Origin of the sequence: Enterococcus alcedinis (genome assembly GCF_014635985.1) — a bacterium.
In the GTDB taxonomy this organism is placed as follows: domain Bacteria; phylum Bacillota; class Bacilli; order Lactobacillales; family Enterococcaceae; genus Enterococcus_I; species Enterococcus_I alcedinis.
Genome location: NZ_BMDT01000001.1, coordinates 123,078 through 139,978, shown reverse-complemented (window position 1 = coordinate 139,978; position 16,901 = coordinate 123,078). Strand labels below are relative to the sequence as shown.

General features: G+C 36.4%; 16 protein-coding genes and 1 tRNA gene. 1 reads left to right on the top strand and 16 read right to left on the bottom strand.

All coding sequences use genetic code 11. The annotated features are described in order from the left end of the window. Positions 1-31 precede the first annotated feature (31 nt). From IEV09_RS00720 to IEV09_RS00645, 16 genes are all read right to left on the bottom strand, one after another. A complete protein-coding gene (locus IEV09_RS00720; protein ID WP_188366346.1) occupies positions 32-2,791 on the bottom strand; it encodes a helicase C-terminal domain-containing protein in 2,760 nt (919 codons plus the stop codon). Between the two features lie 137 nt (positions 2,792-2,928). Further along, complete coding sequence (locus IEV09_RS00715; protein WP_188366345.1) at positions 2,929-3,129, bottom strand: cold-shock protein; 201 nt, start codon at positions 3,127-3,129, stop codon at positions 2,929-2,931. Positions 3,130-3,325: 196 nt separating this feature from the next. After that, the gene (locus tag IEV09_RS00710) at positions 3,326-4,435 is read right to left on the bottom strand and encodes a baeRF6 domain-containing protein (RefSeq protein WP_188366344.1); all 1,110 of its coding nucleotides are present in this window, start codon (positions 4,433-4,435) and stop codon (positions 3,326-3,328) included. A gap of 135 nt (positions 4,436-4,570) precedes the next feature. Next, positions 4,571-4,642: transfer RNA gene (locus IEV09_RS00705), tRNA-Arg, on the bottom strand. Between the two features lie 75 nt (positions 4,643-4,717). After that, the gene (locus IEV09_RS00700) at positions 4,718-5,899 is read right to left on the bottom strand and encodes a GNAT family N-acetyltransferase (protein WP_229731634.1); all 1,182 of its coding nucleotides are present in this window, start codon (positions 5,897-5,899) and stop codon (positions 4,718-4,720) included. A gap of 199 nt (positions 5,900-6,098) precedes the next feature. After that, on the bottom strand, positions 6,099-7,349 hold the full coding sequence (locus IEV09_RS00695) for a PTS sugar transporter subunit IIC (RefSeq protein WP_188366343.1): 1,251 nt from the start codon (positions 7,347-7,349) through the stop codon (positions 6,099-6,101). Between the two features lie 190 nt (positions 7,350-7,539). Then, complete coding sequence (locus tag IEV09_RS00690; RefSeq protein ID WP_188366342.1) at positions 7,540-7,857, bottom strand: PTS lactose/cellobiose transporter subunit IIA; 318 nt, start codon at positions 7,855-7,857, stop codon at positions 7,540-7,542. Between the two features lie 22 nt (positions 7,858-7,879). Further along, a complete protein-coding gene (locus tag IEV09_RS00685) occupies positions 7,880-8,197 on the bottom strand; it encodes a PTS sugar transporter subunit IIB (RefSeq protein ID WP_188366341.1) in 318 nt (105 codons plus the stop codon). Between the two features lie 168 nt (positions 8,198-8,365). Then, on the bottom strand, positions 8,366-8,779 hold the full coding sequence (locus tag IEV09_RS00680) for a DUF3284 domain-containing protein (RefSeq protein WP_188366340.1): 414 nt from the start codon (positions 8,777-8,779) through the stop codon (positions 8,366-8,368). A 3-nt stretch (positions 8,780-8,782) separates the two neighbouring features. Continuing rightward, on the bottom strand, positions 8,783-8,965 hold the full coding sequence (locus tag IEV09_RS00675; protein WP_188366339.1) for a hypothetical protein: 183 nt from the start codon (positions 8,963-8,965) through the stop codon (positions 8,783-8,785). Positions 8,966-8,981: 16 nt separating this feature from the next. Continuing rightward, entirely contained in the window at positions 8,982-9,194 is a 213-nt protein-coding gene (locus tag IEV09_RS00670) for a hypothetical protein (protein WP_188366338.1), read from the bottom strand. 64 nt (positions 9,195-9,258) lie between these two features. Next, on the bottom strand, positions 9,259-10,635 hold the full coding sequence (locus tag IEV09_RS00665) for a PTS sugar transporter subunit IIC (protein WP_188366337.1): 1,377 nt from the start codon (positions 10,633-10,635) through the stop codon (positions 9,259-9,261). 86 nt (positions 10,636-10,721) lie between these two features. After that, the gene (locus IEV09_RS00660; RefSeq protein ID WP_188366336.1) at positions 10,722-11,045 is read right to left on the bottom strand and encodes a PTS sugar transporter subunit IIB; all 324 of its coding nucleotides are present in this window, start codon (positions 11,043-11,045) and stop codon (positions 10,722-10,724) included. A gap of 140 nt (positions 11,046-11,185) precedes the next feature. After that, positions 11,186-13,906, bottom strand: coding sequence for a sigma-54-dependent transcriptional regulator (locus IEV09_RS00655; protein ID WP_188366335.1), 2,721 nt, complete (start codon positions 13,904-13,906; stop codon positions 11,186-11,188). A gap of 18 nt (positions 13,907-13,924) precedes the next feature. Beyond that, positions 13,925-15,223, bottom strand: a complete 1,299-nt coding sequence (locus tag IEV09_RS00650) for a DEAD/DEAH box helicase (protein ID WP_188366334.1) — start codon at positions 15,221-15,223, stop codon at positions 13,925-13,927. 9 nt (positions 15,224-15,232) lie between these two features. Next, positions 15,233-16,234, bottom strand: coding sequence for a Gfo/Idh/MocA family protein (locus IEV09_RS00645; protein WP_188366333.1), 1,002 nt, complete (start codon positions 16,232-16,234; stop codon positions 15,233-15,235). A 213-nt stretch (positions 16,235-16,447) separates the two neighbouring features. Between IEV09_RS00645 and IEV09_RS00640 the strand changes: the two genes are divergently transcribed. Then, entirely contained in the window at positions 16,448-16,825 is a 378-nt protein-coding gene (locus IEV09_RS00640) for a DUF4828 domain-containing protein (protein ID WP_188366332.1), read from the top strand. Positions 16,826-16,901: the final 76 nt, after the last annotated feature.

Sequence of the window (16,901 nt, the reverse complement as noted above, 5' to 3'; positions counted from 1 at the left end):
CAGACTCTTTTCATTATACTTAAAAAATTATTCATTGTTTAATGGTGTTTTTTTCAAAAAAGGTTCGCGTTTCTTGTACGATTTCTTGTAATGGCAAGGCAGCAATTGGTAAATGCTTTGGTAAACTTTTTTGTATTTGCTTACCGTAAGAAGCATGAACAAGCCGGTGATCGAGCACAATCATCACGCCACGATCATTTTCCGAACGAATTAAACGTCCTAATCCTTGACGTAAGCGCAAAGAGGTCTTCGGAAGTGACTCTTGTCTGAAATAATTAAAGCCTTGTATCTGAGCGTAGCGTGCTTTCGCCTCAATCAAAGGTCGATCTGGATGTTCGAAAGGAAGACGTGTCACAATTAATAATTGCAATGTTTCCCCAGGTAAATCCACACCTTCCCAAAAACTGTCTGCCCCAAAGAGAATAGCCCCTTTTGTATGACGGAAACGTTTTAAAAGCTTTTCTCGACTACCTCCGATTCCTTGGGCCATAATCTCACGTCCATTTTCAAGAAAATCCATTTGTAATTGATGGTAAACCTTTTGCAATATTTCGTGTGAGGTAAATAAGACCAATGTCGAGTGCTCGATTTCTTCTAAGATACTACGCAAATTTTTGGCAATAAACTTCGAGTACTCAAATGTAGACATCTCTTTAATATCAATCACTTCGTCCAAGACCAATAATCGTGCCTGATTTTGATAATCAAAAGGAGATGGAATGACTTTTAATGGCGTTTCTGGAATGCCTAAGCGATTGGCAAAATAATTCGCTTGACTAGGAACCTTTAATGTCCCCCCTACGAGTATAACTTTTTTGTAACGCTCATACCATGTGGTATTCGGCAAAATAGCGGCTGATAAGTCAATAATCTGTAGTCGTCCACTTTGTTGATTTCCATAAGGATAAATTTTATGGATCAATTGCGCTCCCCAGTTCAGCAACCATTGTCTAACAACTTTCACTTGGACTTCGATCGATTCAAATAACGCTAGTAGCTCACCGTAAACAATTTGCTCTCGATTCAACCATTGATCTTTTCTTTGTAGACAAAGTTTTGCAATCTGATTTTGAATTACTAGTGTTTCCTCGTAATATAAGAATAATTTTTTGCAACTACGCTCTCCGCGTACGGATAGACGCATTTGTTCTTCTTCAATTATGATTTCTTGTTTGACTGGTTGATCGATAAGTACTTCTGCAAGGATTTCTTCTTGTAAATCAATAATCCCTAATAATTCCTCTTGATACAACTCCAATAGATGACGAGCATCAATGTCATTTTCAAACATTTCTTCTAATTGATCGAACAATTGATTTTCTTCACGTAAATGACGGATTTTCCTTTGAAAAGACTCGGTATCAAAAAATTGATTAGTCACTTGCTCCATTATTTCAGGTAAGTGATGGGCTTCATCGATAATTAGTAAATCACTCATTGGCAAGGCCAATTCCTCTCGTTGCGTTTCCTGCGCTAAGAAGGCATGATTTACAATTAAAAAATTACTCTGTTGCATTTTCAATTGTAAATGTCGCAAGAAATCTTCTTGATAAAAAGGCTGATTAGCAGTTAAATAATTCAACCCCCTGTGCTTAACCTCTTCAAAAAACAAATGATTGAGACTCGTCAAATTCAGCTCGCTAAAATCACCTGTCTCCGTTTGTGTTAACCATACAAGTATCCGCATTTGATAGAGACGATACTGTTTTTGTTTCATCGGTTCTAGTAAGGTTGCATGGAATCGCTGTAAATCAATGTAATGACTTTTCCCTTTAATCACAGTCGCTTGAATCGAATGATCTAGCAATTGATTTAATTGTGGAATGTCTTTTTTTAGTAGTTGATTTTGTAATAAGATTGAAGCCGTGCTAATAATGACTGGATTTTCTGGCGTTGCTAAATAACTAGCTGGTAATAAATAACCAATCGTTTTCCCAGTACCTGTAGATGCCTCAATTAAAATCGACTTATCATCGGTAGTTGTTGCATGTCGATGAATTAAATTCATCAACTTACTTTGCGCCCGTCGATAGTCCAAAACTTCTTTAAAAAGTTGTTCTTTTCCTTTTTTCGTTGTTGGATACTCGAATGCATAAAGGGGTGCTTGATAAGTAGCAATCTCTTTTTTCTTAAGAACAACACCGGCTACAACCATGGAATTATCTGGTATTTTTTGTGGTGATTGTTTCATTTGGTTATTTAAATTTTGGATATATTGGCTCGTTTGATAGCTTGTTTCTGAGCTTAATAGTGCAATTTTTTGAATCGTAGCAATCGGTAGTGTTCTTGCTCGTCTTTCAATTTCTAGCAATAGCATCGCTGTTACTTCGGCATCACTCGCTGCTTGGTGGGGATTTTCATGCTCGATCCCTAAACTCTCTGCTAAATCATTTAAACGAAAACTCGCTTCAGTCGGTAAAAAAATCTGAGCCAACTCTACTGTATCGATACCTGGAATTGTCAAGGCTGGTAAACCACAACGTATTAATTCTTGATTTAAAAAATGGTAATCAAAGTGAATATTATGAGCAACAAAATGAGTGTCCTCTAATAAGTTATAAATTGTTGTTGCAACATCTTCAAAGAAAGGAGCTTTCTTCACTTGTCGATTCGATATTTGAGTCAAGCTTTGGATTTGCTTGGAGATAGCTTGCCCTGGATTGATGTCCGTTGAAAATCGTCCAACGATTTCATTGTTCTCAACTAAGACACATCCAAACTGGATAATACGATCCATTTTCGGATTTGTTCCAGTCGTTTCAATATCCACAATCGCATAGGTTTGATTCATGCGTTTTCTTCTCCCCTTTCTATGTTCTGTTGGTATTATACTACACTTTACAGCCCTTTTGAATGAAGGTTTACAAAAGAAATGCATACAAAAAAGGCGAAGGAATATTCCTTCGCCTTTGTTTCATTCAAATTGAATTATGCTTTGTTAACGTTAGTAGCTTGAGGGCCACGTTGTCCGTCTTCAACGTCGAAAGTCACTGCTTGACCTTCTTCTAAAGTTTTGAATCCGTCTCCTTGGATAGCTGAAAAGTGTACGAATACGTCTTTTCCGTCTTCTGCAGTGATGAATCCGAAGCCTTTATCTGAGTTAAACCATTTTACTGTACCTGTTTCCATGTCTAAAAATCCTCCTTGTGTTTCACACAAATATTTTGCAATTCGTTGTTTAGGTGAAAATTTGGGAGATGTTTTTAAAAATGAAACAAACTACCATAATTTACCGTTACAAAAACTACATACTTAGTATAACATACCTAACTTAGAAAAAACATCTTTTTCCTTACTTTTTTTTAATTATCTCAAACATTATTAACTAATAACGCAAAATACCTAACAAGGACTTACCGCCCGGTGCGTCTGCTTGTTCTAAAATGTAAACGTCACCACCATTACTAATCGTTTTGATTGAAGTTAAGTTTAATTCTTGACGCCAATCATATTCTGTATCTGGGTCCTCTCCAAAACCAGGAATCAAATTAGCTGTCGTAATAAAGAGTTTATCCAGACGTCCCAGCTCTGCGCTTTGCTTAATATCAGAAAATTGCTCATAATTTTTTGCTTCGATTAGTTTTTGATACGCAGCGACTTCTTTACGCTCCAACCCTTCTTGAATAGGCGACACATTTTTTTCTAATTCTGCTAGAGAAAGTTGAATCGGAGAAGTATTAACAGCAATATCGGATTGTATATTCAGTCCTTTTGCTACTTTCTTGAACACGGCTTGATTGTCTGGTAACCCATAAAGAAATAGTGGCGCTGGATCCATGCCTTCTAAAAATGTTCTTAGGAAAGTGCTGACCGCATGATAATAATTATTTCGATCAACTTCAATTTCTTCATCTTTAGCCGATGTTCCATGACTGGCATTTCCTCCAGCATTACTTGACGAGCGGAAATTTGCTCCGCCTCCGGTTAACTCATTCCCTAACGCAATCTCCATTGTCACTGGTGCGTCTTCTGGTAAATCGATTTTTGATAATTTCTTGTTTTCCATTTTATATAAGGCAACTGAATCGCGGTTTAAGGTTAATAAGTAGTACGGATAATTAAATTGTCCATTTTTAATAATCGCTAAAATATAGGGTGTATCTCCTACGTAGTATTGGTCATCGACTTCAATACTTAGTCGGTGAACAAAGGTTTCTTTTGGTGTTAATATGACTGCGACACTCTTCGTACTTTGGCGCCAAAAGTCTTGACTTGCTAATAAGACTTCTGCATTTTTTTGAATCACTGACCAATCTTCTGATGGATAGCGTTTTTCAAAACGTTTTTTAGACTCTTTAATAAAATTTTTAAATTTTAACTGATCCTTTTCAACTTCTTGATGCGCAACATGAGTGTTTAACATTATTGTGACGAAGGGGCCTTTTACTTGTTCTGATGTCAATTGATTCAATAATTCCCTACCAATTTTTGCCATAAATGAAAACCTCCTACAGTTTTTGTACTACACCCTTAGTGTATCAGAAGTATGAATTATCGTAAAATAAAACGGTTACATAATAGGTGGAATTAACAGATAATTCTTAATTTTCATCCTTTTTTAGAAAAACAATACCCCCGACCAGAATTGAACTGATAATTGACCCTTAGGAGGGGTCTGTTATATCCATTTAACTACGAGGGCGTAATAAAATAACAATAAAACATTCTTTATTTTAATCCTTTTAAGATAAAAAATAAAGAATGTCTGTCATTTTTCTTAGAAATAATCTTCTAAGATAGGTGATTTCTTAGGCAAAATGGATTCAATCAGTTCGATGGCTTCTGTATCTACCTCTAGAAACTCATGAAAAAGCAATTCTTCTACTGTCTTATATCCTAAAAATAATTGTGTGAAACGTTGGATACTGGTCGTTAGTTTTGGAAGAGTCGTTTGTTCTACTTTATTAATTGTTATCGTTCCTTCATTTGAAGCTTGTATTTCATAAATCCCTTGATTCCAAGGCCCATATACATCTGATTCAATTTCAATTGCAAAAGACTGCTGTAAACCTTCAAATGGATAAATCTTTAAAAAGGCTTCGACATCAACAATTTTAACCATCATTTCAGGACGAATCGAGACATTAGATAATGGGGTTGCTGTTTCAAAAAATGGTGTTGACTGTTTAAATGCTTGCTCGTATTTAAACTCTTTAACAGAATCAATATGCGACGAGATGTATCGATTTAACGATTCTTTCGCGCCCTTTGTCAAATATTGCCATTCAATACAAGTAAAGACACCCTGATTTATTTGATAAACAAGATAACCTTTAGCTTCATTATTTTCATCATAGTAAATGGCAAAATAATTTGATCGATTGAGCTCTAAACGATAATATGTCCACCAATCCTCACGAATAAGATAGCCTTCTTCTTTTTCCATCACTTTCGCATAGATCGATTGTAACGCCTCTTTTGCTTGCTCCCAGTTTACTCGACGTACACTGCCAGTCGTCTTAATTGTCGATTTAGGCCAAGCATGGCTTGGAATTTGGTAGGACACGCGTTCAAAGATTAACTCGTAGCCATAACGACGGTAAAAAGGATACGAAAAAGGAGCCAAATATGAAAATAACACGCCATTTTCACGACAATCATTTAACAGCTGTTTCATAATCTCATCAATTCGTCCACCCCCACGAAACGATGGATCCGAAGACACAAAGCCAACTCCAGCCATCCGATGTTTTTGACCGAAAAAATTCACATGAAATGGCGTCATCATCACTTGGCTCGCTAAATTATCACCCTCAAAAGAGCCATAATTAACCGAGTGATCAGCTAAATATTCAATTCGTTCTCTAGATGCCGTATTTGCAGGGACTTGAAACGCATATTGTGCCAAATCAAACATTTGCTGATAATCATCTTGTTGCATTTTTTTAACACCAGACAAAAAAATCACTCCTTAGATTAAAGGCTATTGTACGATTACTCAGCTAAGAGAGGTAAAAGTATTAGACAAATTTCTACACCCTTTTAACGACACTCCGAACAGTTTCAAATACAATGCCATTTGATTATTCATTATATCGAATACTATATAAAATAAAAAGAGTTGCGACTATTTAATCGCAACTCTTAAAGCGAACAGATTAAATACTTTGTTCACGTTTTTGTTCTTGAATCACACTGATTTTAACAAATGGGATGTAAACTAAAACAGAAATCAGTAAGTTTACTGCCGCTAGAATCGCTCCTGCGAAACTTTGAGTAGCTAAGAATCCACCTAATATTGGCGGTGTTACCCATGGTGGCATAATCGTTGCTACTGGTACAATTCCTAATTTTGTTGACCAAAATGCTGTTGATACTAAAATCATTGGGACTAAGATAAATGGAATAAACATGATCGGGTTTAAAACCATTGGTAAACCGAATAACATTGGCTCATTGATATTAAACAATCCTGGTGCCGCACTTAAGTTATTGACTACGCTAAATGCTTTATGTTTACGACCCACTAAGTAAATAGCAATCACTAATCCAAACGTTGCACCCGTTCCACCTAAGTTAACAAAACTATCAATAAATGGTTTGTTAACGATATACGGTGCTGCTTTCCCCGCTGTAATTGCTGCTAAGTTGGCTTCAATAGCTGGTGCATTAATTGTTTGTAAAAATGGATCAATCATATTCGCACCATGTAATCCAAAGAACCATAAGAAAGGTGTGATAAAAGCAATTAATAATGCTGATGGATAACTATTTGCTAATCCCATAAATGGTTCTTGAACCAATGCATAGAATGAACCGATAATATCTGTTACGCCAAATGCTGCAAAAATTGCTGCAATTAAACCGAACAAACTAATAACAATCATTGCTGGCAATAATGCCGCAAATGAACGTGCAACTGCTGGTGGCACGCCATCAGGCATGTTAATAATTAGTTTTTTATTTCCGATTAAACGGACAAAAAGCTCTGTTGAAACAAGGGCAACAATAATTGCGATAAATAATCCATTACTTGACATTCCTAATGCACCACCCAGTGCAAAGAATGAACCTAATGAAACAGCTCCTGCTGCCAAACCATCTTTTCCATATACCTTAGCTAAATTATAAGCGACAAGAAAAGCAATAAAAACTGACAAAATGGCAAATGTACCGTTCCAAACCGAACCGCCAAACCCTTTCCATGATTCGCCGCCAAAAATCGAAGCCATAAAGTTTTGGAAAGCATCGATTGGTATGTTATTAAACATAACCGCTAACGCTCCCAAAATCATCATTGGCATCGTAACCATAAATGCATCACGAATAGCAACAAGGTGTTTCTGTGCACCGATTTTCGATGCCACAGGAACAAATTTTTCTTCCATAAACTGTACAAACCCGTCCATAATAAATCCTCCTAAATAATACAATTTCATTGCTTTGAACATCTCTCTTGCCTAGATCTTTCTCAAAGATTGACCGCTAGAAAAATGCGTTGTTTGGTTTTCACGTTAAGCATACTTATTCTTTTACTTATGACTAAACAGTGTTCATCGCCACCGAACATGTGGAGGCGATTTCTACTCTGTTTATTGATTATTTTTCTTCAATGCGACGGTAAACATCAACAAATTCTTTTGCTAAATCTGTAAATGCAATCGAAGTCATTAAATGATCTTGTGCATGAACTGTTAATAATGTGACTGTCATATGATCACCTTGTGCTTCTTGTGTTAATAGTCCTGTTTGTGCACGGTGTGCTTCGACTAAAGACGCTTTCGCATCTTCGATTTTTTGATCTGCTAATTCTAAATTGCCCTCTTTTGCTGCGGCAATTGCTTCCATTGCGTCACTCTTGGCATTACCACCAAACATAATTAATCCCATAATTGATTCTAAGTTTTTTTCTTCCATCTGTTCGTATCCCCCCGAATTTCTACTTCATTAAACTTTCTGCTTGTTCTAATACTTTTGGTCCATTCATCATGCCATAATCTTTCATATCAATGACTGCTAACGGAATGCCTTTTGGTTCTAATTTCTTCTCAAATTGCGCTTTCATGAAACGAACTTGAGGACCTAATAGTAAAACGTCAACTGTTTTTGTTTCAATTTGTTGATCGGCTTCTGAAGCTGAAACAGCAAAGATATCTGCATCCATTCCTTTTTCTTCTGCTGCTTTTTGCATTTTTGTAACTAATAAGCTAGTACTCATTCCTGCTGAACATACTAACATGATTGTTTTCTTTGACATCATATCCACCTCATCTAATTTTGTTCTTACACTTATACTATAAGCAACAAGCGTGCCAACTTTATATAAAACAAAAACGCCTTTAAATCAGCCTTTACCACTGTTTTCTCATTTACACACTATAAAAAAAAGAACTACACTCTAAATTCAGTGTATGTCCTTTTCGATTTAATATGATGCTTCTATTCCCTCAAGCATGGATTTAAATTGTTTTTTCTTAAAATAACCCAAAACAATTCCGACAAAGAAGTCATTGGCTTTTTGAATCATTCCGAGGGATGTCATGGTTTCGTGATATACCACTTCGCACGTTTGATTATCCACTGGTTTAATCTCATAACTTGCAATAAATTCATTCCTCGTCGTGACGGTACGAAATTGATACTTATGATTTTGCTCTATCTTTTCGATAATGATTTTTGCATGATTATTTTTCGAGAATGTTTTGATGTATTCAAACCCTTCTAATTGACTCTTTTTAAGCGTTCGGCCCGTTGATTGATCGATATCGTAAACAACGGAATGAATGATTCGGTCATAAAAATATTCAGCTGGTACGTTGAGCGTTCTTTGAATTTCCAATGCCTACACCTTCTCTTTCTCTTTTTTATCGCTAAGTCTTCCCTGATTAAAAATGATTGCCCCTATTACGATTAAAATAATTGCAAAAATCACTTTTCCCCACTGATAAACACCAGTGACAGAATTGATACTATACATAATAAAAATAAAACCAATTGACATGATGAACAGACCATTTTTTAACATGAGAATCTCCTTCCTATTATACGACGTTAAAGTAAAGAACGTGTCCCCAGTCGGTTGCTTTAATCGCATCCTTTGCTTTACGAACAGCTAAGTCACGATCACCAGTCACGTCAAAAATTAATTGAATCCCTTTTTTTTCTTTAAATTTGTAAGTGATGTCTTCTTCATTGATTGCTTCTAACAGTTGTTTAATATTGTCTTGTTGCATTGCTGAATTGATTGTAATCATTTTTCTTCCTCCAGAAATGGAATGAATTGGGGTGGTACGCGACCACCCTCATTCCTTTTTATTTTTATTCGTCGACTTGAATACGGTTTGCTGCAATAATGAATGGTGCCCAAATGACTAATGCGACAGCCAAATTGACAAGTGTCAGAACAATTGCTCGCCAGTCACCACCGGTTGCTAAGAATCCACTGATTCCTGCTGGCATTACCCAGATAACGTTTACAACTACTGGTGCTACAAATCCTAAAACTGTCGCAAAATAAGCAATTGTCGCCGTTGCAATTGGTGCTAAAATAAATGGAATCATAAATAGTGGGTTTAATACAATCGGTAAACCAAACATGATTGGTTCGTTAATGTTAAAGAGTCCTGGACCGAAGGCTAAACCACCAATCGTTTTGTAATCTGCTCGTTTAGAGAAAATGATGATTGCAGTTAATAACATTAATGTCACACCTGCTCCACCTGGCCATACGAATGCTTCAAATGATCCTGCTACCCATTTGTAAGGAATTTCTGCGCCAGTTTGGAAAGCGTTTGTATTATCAACCATTGCTGTTCCATAAATTGTTTGTAATACCGGTGCCATGATGTTTGTTCCATGAAGACCAAAGAACCATAATACGTGCACAAGTAAAACGATAATGAATACCGCACCATAACCTTGAGAAAGACCGAGTAATGGTTTTTGAATCGATTCAGAAATCCAGTCAATTAGTGGCATCCCTGCATATTTTTCGAAAAGGAAGTAAATAAGGCCTGATGCATATAATCCTGTAACCCCTGGAATAATCGCTGCAAAAGCTTTTGATACTGCTGGTGGAACTGATTCAGGCATGCGAATAATGATGTTTTTTTGCATCATTTTCGCAAAAATAATTGTAGAAATAAAACCGAAGATCATTGCTGTAAAGAGACCTGAACCACCCATGTATTTACTAAATGGGAAGAAACCCCAACCTGCTGCATCGATTGCTGTATCACTTACTGCCCAACCTGCATCTGTAATCACTTTCGCTGCATCAGATGATAATGCCTCTGATAACGTTAAAGATAATTTCGCTGATTGTGGAATCCCCATAATAAATGCTGATAATGAAACAATTGCACCCGATAATGGATCAACATTATATGCTTTGGCTAAGTTGTAACCGAGTGAAGCTGCAAAGACTGTCGCCATCACCGCTAATGTCCCTGTCCAAACCAATCCATTAATACCAATTAATGGTGTAAAGAATTTCGTAATTCCATTATCTGCTCCTAAATACGTATTCGGAAAGTCGCGTACAAAGGCATTTAATAATGTTGCCATCGCCCCTGCCATCGTCACCGGCATCAAACCAATAAAGGCGTCACGTAATGCGACTAAATGTTTTTCTGAACCAACTTTTGCCGCAAACGGCAGGATGTACTTTTCTAACCATCTTGTCAAAGCTTCCATTTTCTTCCTCCTAATAACCCACTATTTTTATTTTTCCTTCATCACTCTTTTTATATCATAATGTTATAACATTATGATATAAAATTTTATTCATTTTCTTCAATTAATTTCAGCGCAACAGCTAAAACCTTTTCCCCGTTCATCATTCCATAGTCTTTCATATCAATGACATCAAGTGGAATATTTTTGGGCTCCAATTTTTTCTCAAATTGAGCTTTCATGAATCGCACTTGTGGGCCTAGAAGCAAGACATCCACTTTTTTCGTCTCAATTTGTTGATCCGCTTCTGAAGCAGATACCGCAAATATTTCTGATTCAATCCCTTTTTCTTCAGCAGCTTTTTGCATTTTTGTAACCAACAAACTTGTACTCATTCCTGCTGAACATACTAACATAATCGTTTTTTTCATTTCTCTTACACCCCCTATTTATGGATACGCTTTCTTATAAGCAATATGTGTGCCAAAAGAAAAAAACATGTTAATCCCTTTTACATCAAGGTTTAACATGTTTTTCACACTATTACACTTCATTGTTTTTTGAACACACACTAACCTTCAGTGTGTAATTCAAGTTGTTGCAAATCTAATTTATTCTCTAAAAACATTTGGGTTAAGTAGGCAATCTCATCTTCGGTGATTCGGATTTGATATTTCTTCTCAATCCCCATCAAACCTGTTCGAACAAGATCACTTTCTAGACGGTATTGTTTTTGGAATTCAGCTAAGTTTTTAAATCCTCTACGCTCTTCTCCACGTAAAATACTTTCTACTAAGAAAACGAGATGAATCACTAAGCCCGATTCTGCGGCTGGATCGACAATTAATTGTAAGTGATTTTGCATTTGATGAACTAAACGTTGAAGCTCTTCGATTAATTCCTGTAATGGCTGAACGTGAGTTACCGCTCCTTTCAACGATTGAACAATCGTTGAAACAGGTAGACTATCACTCACTAATCGTTTCAACATGTTTAATTTCTCATCATCAAAGACATCGAATGCTGAAAAGAATGGAATATTTTGATACTCAATTTCAACCGTGCCAGCAATGGCTTTAATTTCATATTCATGCAGGAGTTCATCAATATGCTTCTTAAATGTTTCTTTTTCGATAAACTGCATTTGGATGACTTCTACTTTACTTTGATCGACGACGGGTGCAATTCGTTGATACAATCGAGCTGCGGCCCCTTCTCCCGTGAAACAAGTGACGACCACTGCTTTTTTCAGTTTTAGATCACCTTGAGAATCCTTAAATTGGTCACGAACAACCGTTTCAAATGAGATTTGGATATTTTGGAAAATATCTTCTAAACTACGACCAACATCAGCCATACGCAACGCTTCCAGTACAATCATTGTACTCGTCATTGAAATTGTTTTGGTCCGTATCCCAGTTTCTTCATAAATTAAATGGGCAAATGAATTTAAGGAACCCATATCTGTTAAAAATAAAATCCCATTTTCATAGTCTCTTGGATTTTCTTGAATATGGGTGAGTAAGCGTTTATACATCGTTTGAACTTCGATGTCTAACGTCATATTCATCGCTACTCCTGTCGTTGAGCCTAATAATTCTTGAGCTGTTTCTAACATACTCGTTGCTGTTGCACGTCCATGCATTAAGACAATAATCCCAACTTTTTCAACTGCAAGCAATGCCTCTTGTTGCGCATCTAATGAAAGAAACATACTAATAAAGCCAATTTCATCAAAAGGGATTTCAACGTCTTGCTCTTCCTCAATAATTGACGACAAATCCATTGCCACTTGAAATTCAGACTTTAGATTTTTACGGACACTATTTAGATTAGGGTGAATAATCATGTGATCTTCTGCGACTCTCTCTAACGTACTGTGCAAATGTAACGCAAAAGCAAAGCGCATTTTTTCGTTATACTTTCGCGCAAGTTCTGTTTCTGCAATATCATACAATCGATTGGTTAATTGCCAAATATCTGCCGGAATCAACTCTTTATGTACAGGCATTTGCCCCAATTCTTCTACATAAGTCGCAAAAAAAGCATCGACATCTCGAGAAATCAAGGACTCTAAATCAATATTGGCTACACCCGTTTCACTTAGTGTCGCCACTTTTTCTTCAATATCATTATAGACTTTCATGTTCCGTTCTGGATCTTGAGACCAAACAACTTCATTTGAACCTGGATCAAAATTTAAAAATTCGCCTTTACCATCTAAGAAATAATCTAAACGATCCCCAAGTTCTTTGACTTTTAACAAACCTTTTTGAACGGTCAAGGAACAATCTGATTTTCGAACAATTAAATGCGATTGATCATGGGTACGATAATGAAGGAAAGCCTTCGCACACACCAATTTTAAATCACGCTTAATTTGTCCAATATTCGCCTCAGCATCATAGAGCATAAAAGCAATAATGGCTTCTTTTTCAACTTGAATATGTTGATTCAAGCGATTGGCTTCTTGCTTAATAAACAGGGAGATAATTTGGTAACGTTCGTCGAGTGAGCGAGAAGCTAAATTCGGCAAAGTGATAGACATTGGAATTCGACGATTAAACGTCGTCAAAAAAGTATCCGAATTTTCAGTTGTCGCACCGATAATTTGGACGGATGCTTCGTGAACTTGCGTACTTTCACCTAGTGGACGATAAGTTCCTTTATCAATAAAGGTAAAAAGCATCTCTTGACCTTCTGGAGGTAAGCGATGAATTTCATCTAAGAATAAGATCCCACCGTCAGCAGCCGCAATTAATCCCGGACTATCTTCTTGTGCACCGGTGTAGGCCCCTTTGCGAATACCAAAAATATGCCCAAACAAAAGTTGTGGATTTTGGGCATAGTCAGCACAGTTAAAAGAAATAAATGGTGCGTCTTTTTTTAATGTTTTCGAAGAAACAGCAAAGTGGTACATACATTCAGCGAACATTGATTTCCCCGTTCCCGTTTCACCAAATATAATTGTATGTAGTCCCTTTGGTGGGTATAAAATCGCGGCTTTTGCTTGTTGAATACTGACTTTCAACGAATCATTGGCTCCAACTAAGTTGTTAAAAGTAACCACTGTTGATGTATCAACATGTATTTCTTCTACTTTCGTTTTGAATGATTCGTAAACCACCGGTCGGCCATCACTTTTTTGGATATGTTCTTCTTTAAAAAGTTCATTTAAATAACGACTAACGTTACTTCGATCAATATTTAATAATTCAGCAACTTCATTGGCGGTTAACCCTTTAGGGTGTTGAACAATGATTTGCAGAATTTCACTTTTTCTAGAATTCATTTTTTCTCCTTGATTAATCTATTCGTGAATAGTTGGTGTGCGCTTTTTACGTGCACCTTTATTTTTTTGATCTTTTTTCTTTTTTATTTTCTTTTTCTTAGCTACAGAATGACTAACTTTCTCGGTCTTTTTCTCTGTATTCTTCGCTACTTTTTTAATTTTTTCTTCTGATTTTTTCTCTTTATGTTCGATTTTAGCTGGACGTTCAATCGTGAGTTGCCCACCATGTAAATAGACTTCTGTCACTTCGATAGCTAGCTCTTTTGTCATCCGTTTTAAGTCACGTACCGTATGATCTTGAACAAGTGTCACTATCGTACCAGGTGCTCCCATGCGACCAATTCGTCCACCACGGTGTAAGTAGCTTTCTTTCGTCATCGGAACTTCTACGTTAATCACATAAGGAACATTCGCTACATCTAAGCCTCTTGAAGCTAAATCCGTCGTTAATAATTGACGAATCTTCTTTTCTCTAAAGTGTTCCAATGCTAATTTACGCATTTCTTTTGATTGGTCCGATGCTAAAGAAGCCACAGGAACGTGGTTATAAAGTAATTTTTCTTCCGCACTTCCAAGCTCTGACAATTGATTAAAAAAAACAAAACCTTGAAAGTCTTTCATGTGCGATAAGCTGCGTAACGTATCGACTACTTGACGTTTCGAAACATTCAAGTAATAGTGGTTGACGCCAGTATTTTTTGGATTTAAATCCGTCACATCAATGACTTCTAATTCTTTTGTGACAATTTTTTCAATTGCTGGCAAAGCAACGTCAGCTGTTGCAGAAAAGAAAGCATAGTGCACATCTTCTGTTGTAAATTTTAAAATTCCTTGAACAAAAGCGATTGTTTCAGGTAAAAGCAATTGATCTGCTTCATCAAGAATAATCGTTTGTAGCAAATGCGCCTTGACTTTCTTTTGCTTCATCATTTCCAAGACACGTCCTGGTGTTCCAATAATAACTTCTGGTTTTTCTTTTAATTTTTCAATTTGGCGCTTTGAATTCGCACCTCCAATTAGAGGTTGAACTTTTAAGCCTAAATCTTTTGCCCACAAACGAGCAACATCAGTGACTTGAATCCCTAATTCTTGTGAAGAAGCCAAAATTAATAGTTGATTGCCTTCTCCAGGCTTGACTTGTAAGAGTGTTGGTAAAAGATAAGCTAATGTTTTTCCGGAACCTGTTGGTGAAATTCCAACAATCGTTTCTTTTTTCGATAATGGTTCAAAAACTTGTTCTTGAATCAATGATGGCTCTGAAAAACCACTTTCTTGCCATCTTGCTTGCCATTTTGTTGGCAACTTTCCTTGTATCATATTATTCCTCTATTCTTTATCTGCAGAAAAAGAAACACCTGCTTGGTTTCTTAATTCATATAGTAATCCATTGACTTCTTCTGCTAGTTTTAGCAATTGTTGGTAGCGATTTTGATTCGCTTGCGTTGTCGGCTCTTCAATGATTGCCGCAAAATGATTGGCTTCTTCAACCATTGGATTATCTTTCACTTCTAACGGCAATTCTACCACTTCATTTTCAAGACGTTTATGACGCGTCATATGACTGATTGCGTTAATACCATCTAAAGTAATTGTTTCTGATGTGGTATAAATCTCTGAAGGTAAGAAAGAATCTCCTATTTTACCATGGAGAATCGTCACGTCAAAATCAGGATAGCGTAAAATGACTGTTCCAATACCATCAACCCCTGTCACGATTTTACGTGCAAAATGATGAATCGATTGTGGCATACCAAACCAACCGACAGCCGCATAAATCGGGTATACACCCAAATCTGAAAGTGATCCACCTGAAAATTTTGGTGAGAAGATATTTGGTTCTTCGCCTGCTAAAACAGCATCGTAACGAGACGAATATTTCATATAACTAAAGTTTGCACCGATAATTTGGTCCATTTCCGGTAATATATCTGCCACTTTCTTGAAGTTTGCTTCATGAATATTACGTGCAGCTTCAAAAAATAAAACATTCTTTTCTTTAGCTAATTGAATGATTTCTGCCATTTCTTTCGGCGTTGAAAAAGCCGGTTTTTCAACAATTACATTTTTATTAGCTAAAATTGCAGCCTTTGCTTGATTGAAGTGGAGACTGTTTGGTGACGCGATATAAATCGTGTTTAAGCGTGGTAACGCAAGAAATTCAGCTAAATCTGTTGCGTATTGAACAGTACCATAACGTTCACCAAAAGCTTGTGCTGTTTCTAATCTTCTTGAATAAACCGCTGTTAATTCAAACTTACCTGTCTCAATTGCCGCTGCTACGAATTGGTGTGTAATCCAATTTGTACCAATTATACCTAAGTGAATCATCGTCTTCTCCTACTTTCCTATGTGTTATTTCTTTTTTAGATTGCTTCAGAAAAATAATGGCAAAAAGAGCCCTACTCCAAAATTACTTCTAGATGTCTATTTAAGTGCAACCCATCTTCTTGAAGTGTACCACAAAAACAACTTTTAAGGAGAAAAATTCAAACTAAAGTCGCAAGTTATTCTTGAGTAATATGCTATAATAAAGATTATCAAATGAAAGAAAGTGGTGCCTTAGTGAACAAAAAATTATTATTTATTTCAGCTTCAGTTGTCACTGGGATCGTTGGCTCTCTTTTATTCAAAAAGAACAAGCAACAATCAATGAAAGAGCATCAACAACTATTTATCGGTAATTGGCACTATTTAAGACGTAATAATGAGTGCGTACAAGTTACGATTACTTCTGATTTTAAATTACTCATCCAAGGAAAAGAACAAAACATACGTGATTACCAACTTACGAGCACTCGCCTTTCTTTTCTAGATCAAATGGGCTATGAAATTATGTTAGAACAACAAGCCGATGCATTTTACTTCTATGATGAGACAGAGGATTCATCGTATAAGTTGACCAAACAACTCAGTCACTAATTTTCATTTTCTTCGTAGGAATTCATCATTAAAATCAGATGAACTCCTACGATTTTTATTGCCTTTTTTTACTGTC